The sequence below is a fragment of the Brevibacillus laterosporus DSM 25 genome, from assembly GCF_002706795.1.
In the GTDB taxonomy this organism is placed as follows: domain Bacteria; phylum Bacillota; class Bacilli; order Brevibacillales; family Brevibacillaceae; genus Brevibacillus_B; species Brevibacillus_B laterosporus.
Genome location: NZ_CP017705.1, coordinates 849,480 through 872,074, shown reverse-complemented (window position 1 = coordinate 872,074; position 22,595 = coordinate 849,480). Strand labels below are relative to the sequence as shown.

Genomic DNA, 22,595 nt, shown 5'->3' with positions numbered 1-22,595 from the left:
TATCATAGTGTAAAAGGTACATACGACAAAACGCATCCCCTGTTCCAAAAGACAGTTGCATGCGTTTTCGTTATCGTTTTTACGAAGAAACGAAGGTTGGTGTTAAGGATTTTGTTATTTCTAAACTAGCATTGTACTCTGGAGCCAATACAAGGATGGAGGCAGCAGAGGCTAAGACAAAATCCTTTACAAGTAGGGAGAGAGAGATAATAAGTACGAATACGATTAAACCGGTCATCGAAATAATCCTACAGCTCTGAGTAATTCCATGACCCATTCTGTGGATTCATGACGGTTACCATTTCATTGTGTGCCAAATCTATAGGGATAAGCTGAGGGCTTAAAATAGGTAGTAGAGATGAACGTCTGACAATTAGTTTAAAAGCCTCAAAGCTTGCTAGGATTCCTACAATATTTGCTACTGGTGATAGCACTGCCCATGGACTTTCCTTTTTTACGTAGTTTTGCGCCCACTGTTCATCTGCACCTTATGAAATGGAATATAGGGCTCGTCCATCTTTCATTGAATGGATCTTCTGTTTTACATTATCTGTTAATTGTTGTTGGTAGGATGGATAGCCTAGAGCAATTTCGTATGGTACAGAATCAGGAGTAAGAGACATTACGCCCCCTCGGAAGGGAGGAGTCACTGCAATCCAGATAGAAGGGATGCCTAATGTAGCCGCGCCCGATGAATAATGACACGCGCTACCAAATCATCAGTAGCATCTACTATCACATCTGTGTTGCTTAGAAGATCAATAGCATTTTGTTCTGTTACAAAATCTTGGGTGACACGAATATTTATGGAAGGATTAATGTCTTGTAACAGTTCAGCCGCTGTTTCAGCTTTGTTTGACCCAATTCGGCTAACAAAGCTGAGCATTTGGCGGTTAATATTAGAGACCTCGAATTCGTCAGGATCTACTCCTGTAATGTGTCCGAGTCCCATACGAGCGCATAAAATGACCTCATAACCGCCGCCGCCTAGACCAAAGATGATGACTTTAGCATTCCGAAGTCGTTCCTGTTCCTCTCGGGAGTATACGCCGATGTTTTTTTTGACCATTTCCCAGTAATACTGATTTTCGTCCATTGTTTGACCACCTTTTGAATGAGTAAACGTTGCTTCATCAGTTTCAATCATTCTTACGATGACGCAAAGAACAATTGAGATGATCTTTTACATGGAATGACTAGCCTTTTACTCTACGACAATGTCATACTCCATCAGTTTTGCTGTATGCTCGGCTGTTTCTTTTCCTAGCAATCGTTTGACTAGATGGAATGACATGTTAATACCAGCGGAAATACCACCTGATGTTACGATTTTTCCTTCATCGACAAATTTTACGTCCCTCTTAACCTTTAGTTTGGGATAATCTTTTTCAAGTCGGTCGTAGGAATTCCAATGTGTGGTCACTGTTTTACCATTTAGCAATTCTGCTTCCGCGAGAATTAATGCGCCTGTGCATACAGAAGCCATAATATCAACAGTTTTCATTCGTTCTTGTACCCATTTGATCATCTTTTTGTTGTACATTTCCGTACGACTACCAGGTCCTCCTGGAACGATGAGAATGTCAAAGGCAGGAGCATTTTCAAAACTGTAATCAGGTTGAACCTTCAATCCGTTTCGTGCCGTTATCATTTTTCCGTCCTCCGAAACGGTTCTTACATGAAAAGGGCTAATTGGCGTATCCTGTCCTGTAACAGCAAAGACCTCGAAGGGACCTGCAAAATCCAATACTTCCACATCGTTAAAAAGCAAAATCCCTACAGTCCACTCTTTTTTTACTTCTTTTGTCTGTAAAGACTTGTTGGAATCGGCTACTGCTGTTTGGCCCCATGCACTTGTACCAAAAGTGCAAAGGACCATTGCAAGCATAAGGATGTAACTACATAATTGTTTCAATTTATACAGCTCCTTTTTATTGGGAATTATTTCTTTTCGTCAAAAATAATATCCAAATCTATAAATTTAAACATGACTAATAAGGGCTAGAAAATTGTGGAAATTACAATTTGCCTATTTATACAAAAAACACATGCCTTGTCATCATTGACAGGTGCATGTGTTTTGAGAAAGAAAATTACTTGTTACCATTTGGTGATGTTACACGTAGTTCAAACATTTTTTTATTCAAGCTGATATTAAACAATGGAAAAAACGCATTGATTTGCTGAAAGAACGGTGCTATTATCGAATTAAACAATGATTAAAACGTTGTTTAAAAGTGTAAGCGGGAGGTAGGCTATGACACATTCTGAAAAAAATCAGGCAACCAAAGAAAAAATTCTTGAGACAACCTTGGAGTTGATTAAGAAAGAAGGCTTTGAGCGTGTGACCATCAGGAAAATCGCAACGAAGTCAGAAACGAATATCGCGCTTATTAATTACTATTTTGGATCGAAAGAAAGGCTGATAAGTGAGGCCGTTAAAGTTTTACTAAACAGCTTTCAGGATACCTTTACTATTTTGGACGATCTTAGCTTATCACCAAGGGACCGTTTACAATCCTTCCTCATTCATTATGTTCAGGTTATATTGCAGTACCCAGAGCTTGTATCAAGAATTATCGCGATGGGGACTGCACCGTTTGCATCACAGCAAGAATATGGTGAATTTCTACAAACGATGGGCTTCCAAAAGGTCCGGGCTGCAATACAGGAAATCACGCAAGAAAGCGACCCGGATAAATTAATGATGATGATTACGCAGCTATTTGGTGCCATCTTTTTGCCTGCGTTAATGAAGCCAATACTTGAATCAGGGGCAGGGGTAAGAGTTGCACCAATCGAAGAGCAAGTGAATTTCCTATTTGGTCACTATTTTTCTTCCAAATAAGAGGATAGGGGAGAAGTGGACATGGACTTTTTACGGAAATATTGGCAGGATTTAGGTGTAGTTGTTGCTTTTATAGTCGGGATCTATTTGTTTGTGGGTTGGCAGGATATCACTGAAATACGTGCTATTTTATGGCTTAGTTTTGTTGCTATTCTTTTCCATCAATTTGAAGAATATCATTGGCCTGGATACTTCGGGGGATTGTTTAATGTGCTTATTTTTAAAAGTGAGTATCCGCAAAGGTATCCATTAAATCCTCAATCCGCTATGATTATAAATCTTGTCATCGCCTATGTTTTTTATCTGCTCCCTGTCCTATTTCCAGATGTGATCTGGCTTGGTCTTGCCCCTATTCTCATGGGCTTCTTTCAATTTATCTGGCACGGAATTTTTGCCAATATAAAAGGAAAAACACTGTATAATCCTGGCTTGTTCGCCGTTATATTTTTTCATATTCCTGTTGGCGGATGGTATATCTCTCACATTGTTACTCATGGCTTAGCGACTACGACGGATTGGGTAGTTGGAACGATCTATTTTATCGTGGCTGTGTATGTTCTTATCATTAAGGGCAATATGTGGTTGAAGGATAAAAAGTCACGGTATAGCTTTTCTAAGCAGCAGATGGGGCCTTATTTATGAGGGGATGTAGGTAGGTGTAGCTTGGGTTTTACAGGATTTGAATGGACTTGAAGAATTCATGGACATAGATTCTTGGAATATAAGTAAAAATGATGATCAGCACTGGCATGTAAGGTCGGTGCTTTTTGTTTTTCATGGAATATCTTATCTATCACGTTTAATTATTGTAAACTGATTAGGAGGGAAAGCAAATCACAAAAAAAGAGGTTCATAGAAAATGACGGAGAAAAATGGTTTTTACGAAGAACTATATTTACAGAAAACGACCTATCCTAATAATCATAGAATTTATCCGATTGCACCGAACGAGTATGTAAACGCACTTACTAACCACCTATCCAAAAAAGTAGGGGATACCCTTACCAAGTTAGCAGAAAAAGAGCAATATGAAGAGATGATTCAGTTAGTTATGAATTTAGAAAAAAAGTTACATGAGGAAAATCTAAGTGACAGCGCATGTCATGCAAAAGATTTACAGGTTAATGCCATACATAACAGATTTCCATACGATCTAGCTAGACCTCTATCTAGTATTCATTATCATTACGGAGATGATGAGAAGCATATTCCTCTCATTTACCCAGAGCTATTCTTTAGTATTCCTCATCTTGTAACCAACCAAAATAACAGAGGGCAGAATTTCTTTAATATACTACGAACTGAGCTTATAACTGCTGATAGTGTATCCTTTATGGTTAGCTTTATTCGGTGGTCAGGGCTACAGTTATTGCTAAGCTCTCTTGATGAATTGAGGAGACAAGGTAAGAAGATTAACATTTTAACCTCTACGTATATGAATGTTACTGAACCAAAAGCGTTACGCAGATTGCTAGAGCTTAAAAATGTGCAGGTGAAAATTTTTGATTCAGGCAATACATCATTTCACACAAAAGCGTATTTGTTTACCCGTAATTCACAGTTAAATAGTGTCATTATTGGATCATCTAACTTATCTCATTCAGCCATCCAAAAAGGGTATGAATGGAATGTTAAACTTCCGGACGCTCCACATATTCCAATTTATAAAAATGCATCCCAGTTATTCTTAGAACTGTGGAATGACCAACGAGCTATTGATATCACTTCAGAGATTATTGACGAGTACGAACTAAAACGAAATCAAAGAAAAATAGAAAGAATAGATTCATTTAAACCCTTAGAGATAAGGCAAAAGGTTGTTGCTGAAACTCAACCTACTTATTTGGAAAAAAACAATGAAAATGCGCTTACCCCTAACTCCATGCAAACATCAGCTCTGGATGCATTAAAAGAAACAAGAGAGAGAGGAAATAAAAAAGGCATCATCATTGCGGCTACCGGTACGGGAAAAACCTATTTGTCTGCCTTCGATGCTGTGCAGATGGGTGTTAAGACGGTATTATTTCTTGCACATCGTGATGAATTACTTGAAAATGCCAAGAAAACATTCGCGGCTGTCTTAGGCTCAGAGGAGCAGATTGGTAAGGTTACAGGTGACGTAAAAGAGTGGGATAAACCATATCTATTTTCAACTGTTCAGATTCTACACCGAGAGGATTCCCTTAAAAGGTTTGATCCAGCTTATTTTGACTATATTGTCGTAGATGAGTTTCACCATGCCGAGGCGGAGACATACCGTAAAATTCTTGACTACTTCACACCAACTTTCTTACTAGGTGTCACAGCCACTCCTGAACGTATGGATGGGAGAGATGTACTAGCTTTATGCGATAATAATGTGGTGTATGAAATTAGATTACACCAAGCATTGGAGGCTGGATTATTAGCTCCTTTTCATTATTTTGGGTTGGGCGATACGGTAGATTATGATAAAGTTGTTCATCAAAATGGTGTATTTGATGAAGGGGCTTTAATAAAGGCTTTAAAAACCAATGAACGTGTTGATTACATCCTTGAGATGATTGAGAAGTTTGGCTATGATGGACGGAAGAGAAGAGCTCTTGGATTCTGTGCCACGGTTGAACATGCTAGGTATATGGCTGATGAATTTATGAATCGAGGATATTCTGCTAAATGTTTAACGGGAAAGGACGATCCGGTTGTACGAAGAAAAATGATCGAAAGCCTAGAAAACCCTGACGATCCGTTAGAATTCATTTTCACTGTAAATATATTTAACGAAGGAATTGATATACCTTCTTTGAATTTGGTGTTATTTTTAAGACCAACAGAGTCTGCTACGGTTTTTATTCAGCAGTTAGGTCGCGGGTTACGTAAATCAGAGGAAAAAGAGTTTGTAACCATCTTAGATTTCATTGGTAATAATCAACGTTCTTTTATCGTTCCATTAGCTTTGTCTGGACAAACGAATCACAAAGCATTTGATCGAGATGCCTTACGAGTAATTGTAGAAACAGATTTTGCTCAGCTACCAGATGGGTGTTTTGCTGAGTTGGAAGAGATATCAAGGCAAAAGATTTTAGATAAAATTAATCTTATTCGGATGGACGACCATCAAATGCTAACTGGATTATATAAAGAGTTTCAACAAGAACTGGGGTATTCTCCAGAAATTGAAGATTTCTTATATTCGGCTGTTGCTCCAAGTTTGCATTATTTTATCAAGAAATATGGTTCTTGGGTGGAAACGAAGAAAAAGATGAAGGATATGAATTCCTTTGATCAAGAGATTCTATCTCACCCCATGGTGATAGAAATGGTACAACGATTAGAACAGGCACTTCCTATCAAATGGCCATATGAGTTTGCTGTGCTATCATTAATAACTACCCTACATAAAGTAACTTCAACAGATGTGATTGCGTTTCTTACAGACAAATTTGGTATTAATATGAAAGAAGAGTACCATGAGACCTATATTCTACGAGCTATGGAGCGTCTAGCAAGATCTTATAAAAAACAAAATTGGGCTTTTGGTAACTTTATAAACAATGAATTTATTTTTGCAGAAGATGTGAAGACTATTTGGATGGATGAAAAATGGAAGACCTATCTGAAAGCAAGAGTAGAATATGGGATAACGGAATTTAGAAGAACCTATAATGCTAGTACTTTTCTGAATGGAGAACAAAAGGTTCAACTGTATCAAAATTACACAAGAAACGACCTGATTTATCTCTTTCAGGCTAAAGCAAAAGAGGGCTCATGGCGTGAAGGGATTAGTCGTGTAGACAATCACTATTTATTCTTTGTTACTTTAAAAAAGGACGCCAAAAATACAGCAGAGCACCTGCAATACCATGATTATTTTATTGACAAAAATCATTTCCACTGGCAAAGTGCTAACCAAACTTCTCACAATTCTGATAGAGGGCAGGATTATATCAATCATGGTGAAAGAGACATTCACATTCATTTGTTTGTGCGTAAGTTTACGGAAATGCATGGGAAAACTCTTCCATTTACTTATCTAGGAGAATTAGATTATGTAAGCAGTGTCGGCGATAAGCCTATGAATATCACATGGAAATTACACAACGCTTTACCAGATGATTTGTATCTTGATCTGGTTCGTTAAGCTAAGGAGGATTTTATGAAACAGGTAGATGTAGTGGGAGCAGTGATTATAAATGATCATCAAAAAATCTTGAGTGCTCTACGTTCCCAGCAGATGTCATTGCCGGGGATGTGGGAATTCCCTGGAGGTAAGATTGAAAAAGGTGAGAAGCCTCAAGAATCACTGATCCGTGAGATCGAAGAAGAATTGGGATGCCAGATAGAAGTGGGGGAGCTAATAAGTGATTCTGTGTACGAATATCCCACTGTAAAGGTAAGACTGATTACATACTTTGCCAAGGTAGTGAGTGGTGGACCGGTGGCTAGTGAGCATGAAGAGTTAAGGTGGATAAGTGCCGATGAGCTACATTCACTAGAATGGGCACCAGCAGATTTGCCAACACTAGATAAACTTTCGAAGGAGCAAGTTCTACAGTTTCGCTAACCTATTTTATGGATGCGAATCGTTCTTTTTACCAGATCAACAAAACCTTACAAATTTAAACAAGACCCGAGTAACGGATATGCTATGTGTCCGTAGCTCGGGTTTTTACGTTCAATTATATCTTGTAACGATATAATCCAATATTTAGAAAATATCTAATCCCCCACCCTCCACTGTAAAAAATATTTTCATGGAACATTTTTTACTAATTTTGTTATAATTCTACTGGGAATAAATGTTTATTGATGAATAAACCAAAAAGAGGGAGAAACCTGATGCAAAAAACCTATGCGCTATCGAATCCCCAAAAGAGAATTTGGTATACAGAGATGATGCATCCTGACACGGCGGTAAATATCATGGCTGGTTTTATAAAAATAACAGGGCAGTCTGATTATCCAAAGCTATGTCAGGCGATAAACGCAGCCATTTATGCCCATGATGCCCTTCGAATCCGTTTAACAGATGAAGGGCAAGTAGAACCAAGGCAATATCTACTAGATTATCAGGAGCGACAGTTTCCTGTCATAGATTACAGCAAAAAGGTAGCGCATCCTAAGCTTGAGGACGTATCAATAGCACAGGAGTATGAACAAAAATCAATTATAAATAAAGCAGTAGAATGGGCCGAGAGCCAGACGAAGATACCTATGGAGTTGTTTCATTCTGACTTGTACGATATTTCCATCCATTTGATTGATGACGAGCAAATGTGGGTGTATTGCCGATTTCATCATTTGATTGCCGATGGTGTGTCAATTGATATGTTCTGCAATCAGTTTATGGATAACTATGTTCGCTTACTTGCAGGAGAGTCGATCGAGTTGGAAGTACAGCCCTCCTATCTCTCTTATTTGGATAGTGAAATGGAATACGAGGCTTCCGTCCGTTTCCAGAAGGATAAAAGCTATTGGCAGGAGGTTTTTTCCAGTCTTCCTGAGGTAAATGGAATCAAACAAGTGCCTACTTACCAGTCGAGTACCTTGGCAGCGAGAGAATCTGTTCCTATCTCAGAGAGACTTCAAGCATTGGTTCACACCTTTTGTAAAGAGTATCAGGTTAGCGTGAATGCCCTGTTCCTAGCTACTCTTTCGATTTATTTGCAGAAGCTTACCTTTTCTGAAGATATTACGATTGGTACGCTTTATGGCAATCGGACTAATCGCACGGATGCGAGCATGTTTGGTATGTTTGTAAGCACGCAGCCGTTTCGTACACAGGTGAATACACAGCTAGATTTTGTCTCCTATGTCCGCCAAATCACTCAGAAACAGGTCTCCATCCTACGACATCAGAAATATCCCTATAATTTACTGATGCAAGAATTACGCACGAAGCATCGGGGGATGGATGAGCTTTTTACGATTGTACTAGAGTATCAGCCTATGCAGTGGGGAGAAAAGGGACAGCTTACATATAGCATGGAATGGCTCTTTAGTGGTCATGTCGGCTACCCGTTGTATGTACATGTAAAAGAGAATATAGACAACGGACAAATGATGCTTACGTTGGATTATCAGATTGAAATGTTTGATAAGTCAGAAATAACAAGGGTGGCAGAGCAGCTTCTGCTCCTGCTACAGGATGGTGTGGAGAAATCTAGCAAAAAGGTTGATGAACTACAACTACTATCTGGGCAGGAAAGACAGCTACTCTTGTCCTTTAATGAAACCCAAAACGATTTCCCATTGGACAAGACCGTGCACCAAATGTTTGAAGAACAGGTTGAAAAGACGCCTGAGCATATAGCGGTCATTTTTGAGAACAAACATCTCACCTATCGCGAGCTAAATGAACAGGCCAACCGTCTGGCAAGAAGGCTTAGACAAAAAGGAGTGCAACCCGATCAGCCTGTTGCCATAATTACGGAACGATCCTTAGAAATGCTCATAGGCATTTTTGCCATTATGAAAGCAGGTGGGGCATACCTACCCATTGATCCTGAATTTCCTAACGAACGAATGGAGTATATGGTACAGGATAGTGGTGCGTTTTTATTGCTTGTGCATCCTTCTTTTGCTGGACATTTCTCATTTGAGGGGGAGGAGATCATCATCCAATCCGATCTCTATGCCGATGAGGATGGGACGAATCTGAAGCCACTGGCACAAGCTCATCATCTTGCATATGTCATCTATACATCCGGCTCGACGGGAAATCCAAAAGGGGTCATGATCGAACACCGATCTGTTATCAGTCGCAATTATTGGTCTCAGAGAAAGTACCCACTTACGGAGCAGGATACGATCTTGCAAAAAACGCCATACACATTTGATGTATCTGTTTATGAATTATTTGGGTGGTCATTTGTAGGGGCCAAGGTATGTTTTTTACAGCCCGGAGCAGAAAAAGACCCAGGTATGATTGTTCAGACAATCCAACAGCATCACATATCCATCATCCATTTTGTCCCATCTATGCTTCATATTTTTCTTACCTATCTTGCGGAAACAGGGATAGCAGAGCAGGTAAAAAATCTCCGGCTTATATTTGCTAGTGGGGAAGCGCTTAAAGTCCAGCATGTTGCCAAGTTCCATGACATTCTACAACCGTATGGCATTTCCCTCCATAATTTATATGGACCCACAGAAACAACCATTCAAGTGACCTATTATGACTGCGATACAGCTACCGTACCATTTGTCCCGATAGGTCGACCAGTCGACAATGTTCAAATTTATATCGTTGGTCCGCATGGTGAACAACAGCCTGTGGGAGTGACAGGTGAACTATGTGTGTCTGGTGTTGGTTTAGCAAGAGGATATCTTAATCTACCAGAGATGACAGCAGGTCGTTTTGTCCCGAATCCCTTTACAGATAAAGGGGAGCTGATGTACAAGACGGGGGATTATGCGAGATGGTTACCAAATGGACAATTGGAGTATCTAGGACGCATGGATCATCAAGTGAAAATTCGGGGATATCGCATCGAGTCGGAAGAAATAGAAACACAACTGGTCAAAATAGCTGGTGTGAAAGATGCAGTAGTAGTGGCTGTCGAGAATGAGCAGGGGGATCAAGAGCTGTGTGCGTATATTGTTACGGAGCGAGAGAATAGCATTGGGGCGTTGAGAGAGAAATTAGCTAACGCATTACCGACGTATATGATTCCCACCTATTTTATTCCCGTCCAAAGCATGCCGCTGACACAAAATGGTAAGGTTGATCGTAAAAGTTTGCCATTACCTACACGAGATGCCGACACACTCGGCACAGACGAGGTTTATATTGAGCCAAAAAATGAAAGGGAATGGCTATTGGCAAAGATATGGGAAGCTGTGCTACGAGTGGAGAGAGTAGGAGCTCGGGATAATTTCTTTTACCTAGGCGGTGACTCTATTAAGGCCATACAAGTGATGTCTCGTCTCCGGGCCAAGGGCATGTCCTTAGAAATGAAGCGCCTGTTCCAGTTCCCCATTCTATCGGATGCGGCAAGAGGAATTACTTTGCTGGAACAAAAAATAGAATCTCGACTGCATAAAGCTACGGCTCCACTACTCACGATTCCGATGGAGGAGCTTCCTTTCTTACAAAGCCAAGTAGAAGAAGATATTCCGATGGGGGACATTGAACAGGTCTACCCCCTAACGCCATCTCAAGAATGGATGTATGTTCACAGCTCCTTGAATCAGCCCGCTTCCTTTTTTATTCAACTGGAGTTGACAGTAAAAGGGCAGGTAGACGTTGATTTGCTAGCAGCTAGCCTACAGCGTGTAGTGGAGCGTCACGATGCTCTTCGCACAGTTTATCGCTATACTCAAAGGGAAGAGATTGTTCAATGTGTTCTGAAAAATCGGTATATTCCGGTGCTACGAGCTGATATATCTCACTTAGATGAGCAGGATCAACGCCGCTATTTACAAAACCAACGACTGACTGATCGTGAACGCGGTTTTGATCTTACGCAAGATGTGATGCGTTTAGCTGTGGTTACATTAGCTACCAGCTGCTATCACATCATGGTAAGTACCCATCATATTCAAATTGATGGATGGAGCTTGCAGATTATGCTGCAAGAATGGATGGAGCAGTACCGTGCTATGATTCACAAAACCTCGGTGGAAGTAGAGGATGCTGTACCGTTTTTTACCTATATGAAGTGGATTGAGCAGCAGGATCAGGAAGAATCGCTTCGTTTCTGGAGGCAGTATCTCCAAGGATACGAAGAGTCTACCGCTCTGCCGAAAATGCTTGGTGTTGGATTGCAGAAGGAAGAGATGGGGATACAGCCAGAGATTGACTATAGACAGGAGAGTATGGGGGACGAGCAAGCAGAGACGATCTTGTATATCGAGAAACATCTCACATCACAGCTACAACGAATCGCTAAGGAATATCACTCAACTACAGGAGCTATGCTTCAAACGGCATGGGGTATCCTTTTAGGCAAATATAATGGCAAACGAGACGCTGTATTTGGAAGAACGGTTTCTGGAAGACCGTCTGAGGTTGAAGGTGTAGAAAGGATCATGGGCTTGTTCATCAATACCAATCCATTACGGGTAAGCTGGGATGATCAGAGTACGTTTTTGGAGCTGTTGAAAAGAGTCAGTAAGCAGGCTGTAGAAGCCAAGCCCTATGAATATTGTTCCTTCTCAGAAATCCAAGCGCTAAGTCCAGTCAAGCAGGGGCTAATTGACCATCTGTTTATTTATCAAAACTATCCATTGGATGTGGAGGGGCTTGCTCAAACTACCCAGTCCTTGGGATACACAATGGATTTGTATGCTTATTTTGAGCAGACTCACTATGACTTTACAGTAAAGGTGACACCAGAGGATTCCTTACAGTTCCACTTTATTTACAATAGAAAACGCTATGATGAGAAGTACGTAAAATGTCTGATGAAGCATTTTATTACGCTGTTACATGAAATTGTCGAGAACTCAAATCAACTGATAGATCAGCTAGAATTGACCTCGACAAAAGACAAACGTGTAATACTGGAACGCTTTAATGATTCAAAGATGAAGTTCCCAAAAGACAAAATATTTACGCAGTTGTTCGAAGAGCAGGTGATCGCTACACCTAATAAGAGTGCGATCGTGTGGGGAGATCAAACGATATGCTACCGGGATGTGAATAAGAGAGCGAACCAACTGGCAAGAACGCTGCGAGAAAAAGGTGTACTGGCAGAGAGTATTGTAGGTATTCTCATGGATCGTTCTATCGAAATGTTCATTAGCGTACTTGCGGTATTAAAAGCAGGTGGAGCCTATGTACCAATCGATCCCCATTATCCCAGCGAGCGTATTTACTACTTGCTTACGGATAGCGATTCGATGATGTTACTTACAACGAGAGCGACAGAGGCTCATCTTCAGATAAATAAAGGAGAATATACGAAAGAAATCCTGTATGTCGAGGATGAATTGAATTACCACCCAGATGGCTCTAATTTGGTTGGTGTTACGAAACCCGAAAACATGGCATACCTAATTTACACATCAGGATCAACGGGAAAGCCTAAAGGAGTAATGATTGAACACCGAGGCTATGTGAATGCGGCCTATGCCTGGATGCAGGAGTACGAGCTGAAGCAAACCCCTTGTCGGTTATTGCAAATGGCTAGCTTTTCATTTGACGTATTTGCTGGGGATATGGCAAAAGCGCTCCTTACAGGTGGTCAGCTCATCATTTGTCCAGAAGACATTCGGATTCATCCCCCCGCTCTATATGAATTCATGCGTAAGCATCAAATTAGCATGGTTGATACGACTCCAGCTTTATTTGTACCCATTATGCAGTATGTTGCAGAGGAGGGCTTGGAGCTACCCGATCTGAAGCTAATTCTGCTTGGAGCCGATACCGTATCGATCAAAGATTTCACTTATTTATTACAGAAGTTTGGACAAGCAATACGTATTTTAAATACCTACGGGGTAACGGAGGCTAGCATTGAGTCTAGCTATTTTGAAGAGGAAGCTGGTTGGTTGAATGGGCAAAGCCGTGTCCCAATTGGAAAGCCATTACCCAATACGAGCTACTATATCGTCAATCAACAGAATCAGTTGTTACCTGTAGGAATTCCGGGGGAATTGTGCATAGGAGGGGCTGGTGTAGCGCGTGGCTATTACAAGCAGGAGGAATTGACTCTGCAAAAATTCATCCCAAACCCGTATGTATCAGGTGAACGGATGTATAAAACGGGAGATGTAGCTAGGTGGCTACCAGATGGAAATGTAGAGTTTTTAGGTCGTATGGATCATCAGGTAAAGGTGCGTGGATATCGTATCGAAACAGGGGAGATAGAGGCCAAAATCAGGGAGCTTGGATATGTTAAGGAAGCCGTGGTTTCGGTGTGGACGAGCTCTCTAGGCGAACATGAACTATGCACTCATCTCGTATCGGAGGAAGCTTTATCCTTTGCCAAGGTAAAGGATGATCTAGCAATCTTTTTACCAGGATATATGATCCCCACTCATATGTACCAGATCGATCAGATTCCGCTTACACCCAATGGAAAGGTTGACCGAAAAACATTATCCATCTCTGAAAGGAATGCGGTTAGAAATCAAGAGTATGTGGCACCGCGCAATCAGCTGGAAGCTCGATTGGCAATGATGTGGCAGGACTTATTAGGAATCAGTCCGGTTAGTATCTACGATGATTTTTTTGAATTGGGTGGACATTCTTTAAAAGTGATGATGTTTGTTGCTAAGGTCCATAAAGAATGGCATGTTCAACTGCCAATTGAAAAAGTCTTCCAATATCCCACCATAGCATCGTTGGCAAAACTGCTTCCAGAAATGGAGAAAAGCGTGCACAAGGGTATCCAGCCTGCACAGGAGTGCGAATACTATCCGCTTTCTTCTGCACAAAAACGACTTTTCCTGCTTCATCAATTAGACGGAGCTACCGTGAGTTACAATATTTTGGCTGTGATAATGCTGGAGGGAGCTGTAGATCGAGAACGCATGGAAATAGCTTTTCAACACTTGATTCAAAGGCATGCTACATTGCGAACGTCCTTTGAAATGGTGCACGGGGAACCGATGCAACGCGTACATGATAAGGCAGATTTTACGATTCAATATGAAGATATGAGGAACAACCATGTAGCTGAGGAAGATATCCACGCATTAATTCAAGCATGTATTCAGCCTTTTGATCTGGAGACACCGCCTTTACTTCGAGTTGGTCTCATTGAGCTTGCGGCAGACCGTCATCTTTTACTAGTAGACATTCATCACATTATTTCAGATGCCGTCTCCATGGCTACCTTTACGGATGAATTTGTACGGCTTTATCAAGGGGAAGAGCTACCTGCACTACGCCTGCAATATAAGGATTATGCCGTATGGCAGCAATCCTGGAAACAAACCGCCCCCTATTTGAAACAAGAAGAATATTGGCTGCAACAGTTAGCTGGAGAGCTTCCTGTTCTGCAACTCCCACTTGATTACCAGCGTCCGGAGGCTCTCACGTTTGCAGGAGATCAGTTATCGATTACTCTTGATCAGGAAACAACCCACCTCGTGCATCAAATAGCAGAGGAAACAGGAACAACCCCCTTTATGATCTTACTTTCAACGTTCGGTCTGCTACTGGCTCAATATAGTGGTCAGGACGAAATCATGATTGGGTCACCAATTGCAGGCAGGAGAGATAATGATATTCAACGGATCGTCGGTATGTTTGTGAATACATTGGTACTTCGAATGCATCCAGAGGGTAGTAAATCGTTTGCAGCTTATTTAGATGAGGTTAAATTGACTTCGTTAAAGGCTTTTGAGAACCAAGACTATCAATTTGAGGAGCTAATCGAAAAGGTGAAGGCTGAGCGAGTTCCTAATCGCAACCCTCTTTTTGATGTAGTATTTGTACTCCAAAATACAGATTGGCAAACAAGCCAAGTAAATGGACTTACGTTAATACCCTATCCGTACACGCATCAAACTGCAAAATTCGACCTTACTTTGCAGGCAATGGAGCAAGGAGACAGGTTCCATTTCACATGGGAGTATCGCACAGCGTTATTTAAACGAGACACCATTGAGCAGATGGGACAGAATTATGTGGAGCTTCTCCGGATGGTTACAGCGAACAAGGATATGCTCATAAACGAGATTCCCTTTTTGCGAACGAAAAAAATGGAGAGTGCCATAACGGAAGACTTCACGTTTACATTTTAACAGGTAAGGGTTTTTCTCTGGTAAAAAAGGGAGGGGCATTCTCTCCCTACACGATCTGATAAGGAGAGAAAAAGGATGCGTGACACATTGAGTCAATCAAGTACAATGACGACTGGAAAGTGGCAAGAGGAACAGCAATACTGGTTAGGCAAATTACAAGGAAATGTAGTCGCGAGTGGATTCCCGGAGGATTTTACCAGAACACGCAAAGAGAGCACTAGGTCTGTATATAAAGCGGTTTTCCCTGCCGAGCTGTCTGAAAAAGTAATAGCAACCAGCAATGGATCGGCGTTTGGTATGTACGTTTTGCTAGTTACGGGTGTGAAGCTGTTGCTTAGCCATTATACAGGGAGTGAGGATATTCTAGTCGGTATGCCCCCTTTTCAAATGAAAAGGAGTAAGGACACAGCCAACCATCTTCTTGCTCTGCGAACATTTGGAACGAAGAATGATAGCTTTGCCGAATGGGCGGGAAAAATCAAACAAACCGTCATGGAGGCAGATCAGCATCCCAATCTGTCTTTTGCAGAAGCTGTACGGATGCTACACCCAGAGATAAACGATCCATCACAGGTTAATATGCAGACGGTTGTTCTGCTCGATAGCGTACATGACGTGGGAGATATCGATCACATAGAGAGTAAAACATTCTTCCTATTTCGAGCTGTGGGAAATAGCCTGGAAATAGAGCTGCATTACGATTCAGAATGTTATCAGGAGGAGACGATACAGCGCATTGTTCAACATACTCTGCGACTACTACAGCAAGCTTTGTCCAACCCGAAACAACCTAGTCGGGAGATCGAGTTCTTGTCTGAACAGGAAAAAAATCAGCTCATATTCGGCTTTAATCAGACACAGTCCGGTTATCCGCAGGACAAAACAATTGTACAACTATTCGAGGAGCAGGCAAAGAAGCATTCGGATCGAGAAGCCTTGGTATGTGATGATCAACGTATGACGTATGAAGAATTGAATAGACGTGCTAATCAAGTAGCAAGATCACTTACAGAGCGTGGAATTGAACCTAACGATATCGTAGGGATCATGGTTGAGCGTTCCTTGGAGATGATTGTGGGGATACTTGGCATTGTAAAAGCAGGTGCAGCCTACCTTCCCATCGATCCGATTTATCCACAGGATCGAATCCATTATATGCTAGAAGATAGCGGGGCGAAGCTTCTGCTTACCGATAGACCTGAAGGAAAGGTTTCCACCTATTGGGGAACAATCATTCATTTACATGATGAAAACCTGGAGAAGTATGCTAGTGAAAATCTGTCTGTCGAGATTTCACCGCAATCCTTAGCGTACATCATCTATACTTCAGGGACGACTGGACATCCCAAGGGTGTCATGATTGAACACAGACATGTCGTGCGTTTATTCTTTCCAGACACCCCCTTGTTTTCGTTTACCCATCAAGATGTTTGGACGCTGTTTCATTCCTTTAGCTTCGATTTTTCCGTATGGGAAATTTTCGGAGCCCTGCTGTTTGGCGGAAAGCTGGTAGTGGTTCCTAAGCTAGTGGCACAAGATACCAAAGTCTTCTTACAATTACTACAGAGTGAGCAAGTAACGGTACTCAATCAAACACCTACCGCATTTTATCAGATCATAAATGAAGAGGTAAAATCCGCTGATCAAAATCTGAATATGAGGTACGTCATTTTTGGCGGTGAAGCCTTAACACCAAGACAGCTACAGCCATGGAAAGCAAAATATCCTCAGACCAAACTGATCAATATGTATGGCATAACCGAAATCACGGTCCATGCTACCTTCCGTGAGCTGATAGAAGAGGATTTTCATCAGCACGCAAGCAACATAGGAAAGCCGATTCCGACGCTGTCTATCTATGTTTTGGATCAGGAGAGAAAGCTGTCACCAATCGGGGTCCCAGGCGAGATGTATGTATCGGGAGCAGGCGTAGCGAGGGGCTATCTAAACAGACAGGAGCTAACGCAGGAACGCTTTATCGACAACCCTTATATCGCTGGAGAACGTATGTATAAGACAGGGGACTTGGCTAGATGGCTGGCAGACGGCACCCTCGAATATATGGGACGACTAGACCACCAAGTGAAAATTAGAGGTCATCGCATTGAATTGGGTGAGATTGAAGAGCAGTTGCTGTTACGTAGATTTGTGCAGGAAGCAGTAGTTATAGCTAGACAAAACAAGGATGGAATCAATGAGCTATGCGCCTATTTGGTGACTACAGAAGACATAGGAAACATAGATGTAAGAAAAGCCCTTTCTGTTTCTTTGCCTGACTATATGCTCCCTACGTATGTGATACAGATAGAGAAAATGCCGCTAACCCCTAATGGGAAAATTGATCGAAAAGCCCTGCCAAAGCCAGAGAACAGCCTGCGCTCAAAGCAAGAGTATGTGGCGCCCAGAACATCCCTTGAGGCCAGTCTAGTGAGCATCTGGGAGGATGTTCTGGAAATAAAACCGATCGGAATTAAGGACAATTTCTTCGAGCTGGGTGGATACTCACTAAAAATGCTGAAGATGATTAATCTAGTGGCCCAAGAATTAAACGTAGAGATTCCATTAAAATTACTGTATGAAAACCCAACGATAGAATATATGGCAGAACGGGCCTTTGCTTTTTATATGGAGGAGAGTAACAACCATATGACGCTATTAAACCGAGCTGTCGATATCAAAGTGATTTGTTTTCCTCCGATAAATGGTTTTATCTTTATCTACAAACGAATTGCGGAATTATTAGATCAGGAAGCTACGTTTTATGGATTTGAATATTTGGAAGAGGAAAATCGCATAGAGCTATATACTCAACAGATTTTAGATGCAGAGCCAGAAGGACCCTACATTTTTCTAGGTTATTCAGCTGGGGGAAATCTAGCATTCGAAGTGGCAAAAGCAATGGAAGAGAAGGGACACACTGTATCTGACATCATTATGTTTGACACCTACATGAAAACAGAGCAGATGAAAATGACTCCAGAGGAGCTAGAAGATGAGATTGAGCGCTTCTTGCAACTAGAAAATATCAGAGAAATCTTAGACTTTAGCCATGGTGATGAGGTTGTGAAAGAGCAGGTTCTGAAGAAAACCAGAGCGTATGTTGCTTACTTCCTTCAGTTAGCTCATGTGGGTCAAGTACATGCTTCCATTCACTTTGTACAAGCAGAGCCAGATGAGGCCAATATTGCGCAGCCCGCCGATTTGCAAATGTGGGGTAAATTTACAAAAGGAACCTATAGAGAATATCAAGGTGCAGGCATGCATTACAGCATGTTTAATGGTCATTTTTTACAAAGGAATGCCAAAATGGTTCAACGTATTTTACAGCAGATTAAAAAGGAAGGATAGATAACTATGGCTCAGATCGTACCTGTGTTGAAACAAAGCAAATCGGATCGCATCATTTCATTTCGTTCACCGACAGCAAAGGACGCTTCGATCATTCGGAAGCATTACGAGCGAGTATTTCACGATAATTCCTTCATGCTCACTTCTGGAGAAGAATTTATCGCAAATGATGAGCAAGTCGCAGCCGGTATTGATACCTTTTGGAATGATCCCAATAAAGTGGCATTTATCGCGGAATACGAGAATGAATTAATCGGAATTATGACCGTTACGCCAAGAGAAACAAAGAGAGTACAGCATGTAGGTATGATCGCGTTAACAATTAAAGAAGAGTGGCGCGGTCAAAGAATGGGAAGTCTCTTTTTTGAAGTCATGCTAGAGTGGGCAGAGGCACATCCTGTCATTGAGAAGCTATCAGGCGAGGCATTTGCTCATAATGAAAGGTCCCTTCGCTTACTAAAGAGCTTTGGGTTTGTAGAAGAGGGAAGGAAGATCGGAGAGGTCAAATATCCTGACGGTACATATGTAGACACTATTTTTATCTCTAAATCGGTAAAGGGCAACTAGAGAGAAAGGTCTTCTGGGAATACAAAGACTAGTTGCATCCTCGAAAAATCCTGCTACAATGATGCATGATAGTTTTTGATACAGGATGTGAAGTGTTGCATGGATTTTTTACAGCAGAAAGTATTACCAGCAGTCAGACAGATGAAGGATTTCGAGGCATTGCTTAAAAGTCGTTTTGAATATTTAGTCTTGTTGGATAGCCATGTAGGGCAATTAAAGCATATTGTCCAAATGTCGAAAAAGCATAATAAAAAAATGCTTGTGCATGCTGATCTTATTAATGGCTTACGAAATGATGAATATGCAACCGAATTTTTATGTCAAGAAATTCGACCAGCAGGTGTAATTTCCACGCGGAAAAGTGCCGTACTAACCGCAAAGAAAAATAAAGTCTTAGCGATTCAACGATTATTTCTGCTGGACACTACGGCGCTTGAAACCAGTTACCGTCTTTTAGAACAAACGCAGCCAGATTATATCGAGGTATTACCAGGAATTATGCCGCATATTATTGCCGAAGTATATGATCGTGTGAAGATTCCTGTGCTTGCAGGTGGTTTAATCAGAACTGTGGAGGATGCCGAGTGTGCCTTTAGTGGTGGGGCTGTTGCGGTAACAACATCACGGAAAGAGATTTGGCATCATTATGAGAATAAATAAAATCTTTCTCATTCCCTGATAATTCATTGTTGACAGAATTATCTTTTGTTTGTTTAAATGGGATATAAAGTTAATCAGGTGATGGAGAATCGGAGACCCACAGAGGCTTCCCTATGGTATTATAGGGATTGTTTCCTGTGGGTTTTTTGTTGTCAGTCAAAGCATAAAGGGGGATACATAAGATGTCACCATTTGTAGGAGAATTGGTTGGTACCATGCTTTTAATTATTTTGGGGGGCGGCGTAGTAGGAGGGGTTGTTCTTCATAAATCAAAAGCGCAAAATTCAGGGTGGATTGTCATTACGATTGGCTGGGGGTTGGCCGTTACCATGGGAGCTTATGCTGTGGGCGGGATAAGTGGCGCTCATCTAAATCCAGCCCTTACGATTGCGTTAGCTACCATCGATAGGTTTGCTTGGGCTGACGTACCGTTGTATATCGTGGCACAGATGTTGGGAGCTTTTTTGGGCGCTGTAATTGTTTGGCTACACTATCTGCCTCACTGGAAACAAACAGAGGATAAAGGGGCGAAATTGGCTGTTTTTGCAACTGATCCTGCCATTCCAAATACGCTAGGTAATCTTTTAAGTGAAATTATTGGTACTTTTATTCTGGTTTTTGGTATTCTTGCGATTGGAGCGAATAAATTTGTAGATGGATTAAATCCGTTTGTGGTAGGACTTTTAATCATTAGCATTGGGGTATCCCTAGGTGGCACGACAGGGTATGCGATTAATCCAGCGAGAGATTTAGGACCACGTCTCGCCCACTTTCTGCTCCCGATTGCTGGAAAAGGAACTTCCAACTGGGGTTATGCTTGGATTCCGGTTGTTGGACCAATTGCGGGAGGAGTTTTGGCAGCGCTTTTTTATAAAATCGTATTTCTTGCTTAGACTAGAGAGAAAATACTGAATAACAGGGAAAAGGGATGAGTGATATATGGAGAAAAAATATATTTTGTCATTAGATCAAGGCACATCCAGTACTCGTGCCATTCTTTTTAATAAGCAAGGGCAGATTGTTGCCATGGCACAGCGGGAATTTCCACAGTATTTTCCACAGCCAGGATGGGTAGAGCATAATGGATTTGAAATATGGGGTTCTATTTTAGCTGTGATTGCAGAGGTTCTGTCCACATCCAATATTAGCCCAAAGGAAGTAGCGGCGATTGGCATCACGAATCAGCGTGAAACCACGATCGTTTGGGATAAACACACAGGCAAACCAGTATATAATGCGATTGTTTGGCAATCCCGTCAAACATCCGAGATATGTGATGAGCTAAAGGCCCAGGGCTATTCCGATCTAGTGCAGGAAAAAACCGGATTAGTGATCGATGCTTACTTCTCTGGTACCAAATTAAAATGGATTTTGGATCATGTAGAAGGTGCACGTGAGAAGGCGGAGAAGGGTGACCTGCTGTTTGGAACCATTGATACATGGTTGATCTGGCGTTTATCAGGTGGGGAGAGTCATGTAACGGATTATTCGAACGCTTCACGAACTCTTCTATATAATATCTATGAGCAAAAATGGGATGCTGAGTTATTAGCCATGCTGGATATTCCTAAATGTATGCTACCTGAGGTTCGACCATCATCAGAGGTGTATGCGCTTACAGCATCGTATCATTTCTTTGGCGAACAGGTACCTATTGCTGGTGCGGCAGGAGATCAGCAAGCGGCTTTATTTGGGCAGGCATGCTACGAGACAGGGATGGCAAAAAATACCTATGGAACAGGCTGCTTCATGCTGATGAACACGGGAGAAAAGGCAGTTAAATCGGAAAGTGGATTACTAACGACGCTCGCATGGGGCATCGATGGTAAAGTGGAATATGCGTTAGAGGGTAGTATTTTTGTTGCTGGTTCAGCTATCCAATGGCTACGTGATGGGCTTCGAATGTTAAAATCGGCGGCTGAAAGTGAACAATATGCACAACGAGTGGAATCGACTGAAGGTGTATATATGGTTCCAGCCTTTGTTGGACTCGGTACGCCATATTGGAAGAGTGACGTGCGAGGAGCTATATTTGGATTGACACGTGGGACAGAAAAAGAGCATTTTATCCGTGCCATTCTTGAGTCGCTTGCGTACCAGACAAAAGACGTCCTTTCTGCAATGGAAGTGGATTCAGGAATTGTTTTAAAAGCCTTGCGTGTAGACGGTGGTGCAGTAAGAAATAATTTCCTGATGCAGTTCCAAAGCGATATTCTTGGTGTTTCAGTTGAGCGTCCTACCAATAGTGAAACGACAGCATTAGGGGCAGCTTATCTAGCTGGTCTAGCTGTTGGATTCTGGGAAAGTCGAGAGGAGATTGCCTCTGTTTGGCAGATTGATAAGCGCTTTGAGGTACAGATGGGGGCAGAGGAAAGAAGTAAATTATATAGTGGATGGAAAAAAGCAGTAGAAGCAACAATGGGCTTCCAAGTACCGACTGTCGGTTGAAGCTACCAGTAAACTACGCTATACTTTTGTTATCAAATAGACAAGT

Annotated in this window: 12 protein-coding genes and 1 pseudogene; 10 read left to right on the top strand and 3 right to left on the bottom strand. The window is 41.6% G+C overall.

The features are described from left to right. Positions 1 to 79: 79 nt before the first annotated feature. The 3 genes and pseudogenes from BrL25_RS24635 to BrL25_RS04180 form a co-directional block, all read right to left on the bottom strand. The gene (locus tag BrL25_RS24635) at positions 80 to 238 is read right to left on the bottom strand and encodes a hypothetical protein (RefSeq protein WP_155803036.1); all 159 of its coding nucleotides are present in this window, start codon (positions 236 to 238) and stop codon (positions 80 to 82) included. A gap of 10 nt (positions 239 to 248) precedes the next feature. Further along, positions 249 to 1,096: pseudogene (locus tag BrL25_RS26370) on the bottom strand (HesA/MoeB/ThiF family protein). 108 nt (positions 1,097 to 1,204) lie between these two features. Next, positions 1,205 to 1,915: a DJ-1/PfpI family protein gene (locus BrL25_RS04180; RefSeq protein WP_018671884.1), complete on the bottom strand. Its 711-nt coding sequence runs from the start codon at positions 1,913 to 1,915 to the stop codon at positions 1,205 to 1,207. 342 nt (positions 1,916 to 2,257) lie between these two features. Between BrL25_RS04180 and BrL25_RS04175 the strand changes: the two genes are divergently transcribed. The 10 genes from BrL25_RS04175 (at position 2,258) to glpK (ending at position 22,549) form a co-directional block, all read left to right on the top strand. After that, positions 2,258 to 2,848 carry a TetR/AcrR family transcriptional regulator gene (locus BrL25_RS04175; RefSeq protein ID WP_018671883.1) on the top strand — a complete coding sequence of 197 codons (591 nt, stop codon included), beginning with the start codon at positions 2,258 to 2,260 and terminating at the stop codon, positions 2,846 to 2,848. A 21-nt stretch (positions 2,849 to 2,869) separates the two neighbouring features. Further along, positions 2,870 to 3,490 carry an HXXEE domain-containing protein gene (locus BrL25_RS04170; protein ID WP_018671882.1) on the top strand — a complete coding sequence of 207 codons (621 nt, stop codon included), beginning with the start codon at positions 2,870 to 2,872 and terminating at the stop codon, positions 3,488 to 3,490. Positions 3,491 to 3,707: 217 nt separating this feature from the next. Beyond that, complete coding sequence (locus BrL25_RS04165) at positions 3,708 to 6,968, top strand: DUF3427 domain-containing protein (protein ID WP_018671881.1); 3,261 nt, start codon at positions 3,708 to 3,710, stop codon at positions 6,966 to 6,968. Positions 6,969 to 6,983: 15 nt separating this feature from the next. Further along, positions 6,984 to 7,391, top strand: a complete 408-nt coding sequence (locus tag BrL25_RS04160; protein WP_018671880.1) for a (deoxy)nucleoside triphosphate pyrophosphohydrolase — start codon at positions 6,984 to 6,986, stop codon at positions 7,389 to 7,391. A gap of 275 nt (positions 7,392 to 7,666) precedes the next feature. Further along, on the top strand, positions 7,667 to 15,526 hold the full coding sequence (locus BrL25_RS04155; protein ID WP_018671879.1) for an amino acid adenylation domain-containing protein: 7,860 nt from the start codon (positions 7,667 to 7,669) through the stop codon (positions 15,524 to 15,526). A gap of 75 nt (positions 15,527 to 15,601) precedes the next feature. Further along, the gene (locus BrL25_RS04150; protein WP_018671878.1) at positions 15,602 to 18,874 is read left to right on the top strand and encodes a non-ribosomal peptide synthetase; all 3,273 of its coding nucleotides are present in this window, start codon (positions 15,602 to 15,604) and stop codon (positions 18,872 to 18,874) included. 6 nt (positions 18,875 to 18,880) lie between these two features. Further along, positions 18,881 to 19,441, top strand: a complete 561-nt coding sequence (locus BrL25_RS04145; protein WP_018671877.1) for a GNAT family N-acetyltransferase — start codon at positions 18,881 to 18,883, stop codon at positions 19,439 to 19,441. A gap of 99 nt (positions 19,442 to 19,540) precedes the next feature. Continuing rightward, positions 19,541 to 20,101 carry a glycerol-3-phosphate responsive antiterminator gene (locus tag BrL25_RS04140; RefSeq protein ID WP_018671876.1) on the top strand — a complete coding sequence of 187 codons (561 nt, stop codon included), beginning with the start codon at positions 19,541 to 19,543 and terminating at the stop codon, positions 20,099 to 20,101. A 182-nt stretch (positions 20,102 to 20,283) separates the two neighbouring features. Next, positions 20,284 to 20,994, top strand: a complete 711-nt coding sequence (locus BrL25_RS04135) for an MIP/aquaporin family protein (RefSeq protein WP_018671875.1) — start codon at positions 20,284 to 20,286, stop codon at positions 20,992 to 20,994. 46 nt (positions 20,995 to 21,040) lie between these two features. After that, positions 21,041 to 22,549 (top strand): glycerol kinase GlpK, encoded by a 1,509-nt coding sequence (gene glpK, locus BrL25_RS04130; RefSeq protein ID WP_018671874.1) that lies wholly within the window; start codon positions 21,041 to 21,043, stop codon positions 22,547 to 22,549. The last annotated feature ends 46 nt before the right edge of the window (positions 22,550 to 22,595 follow it).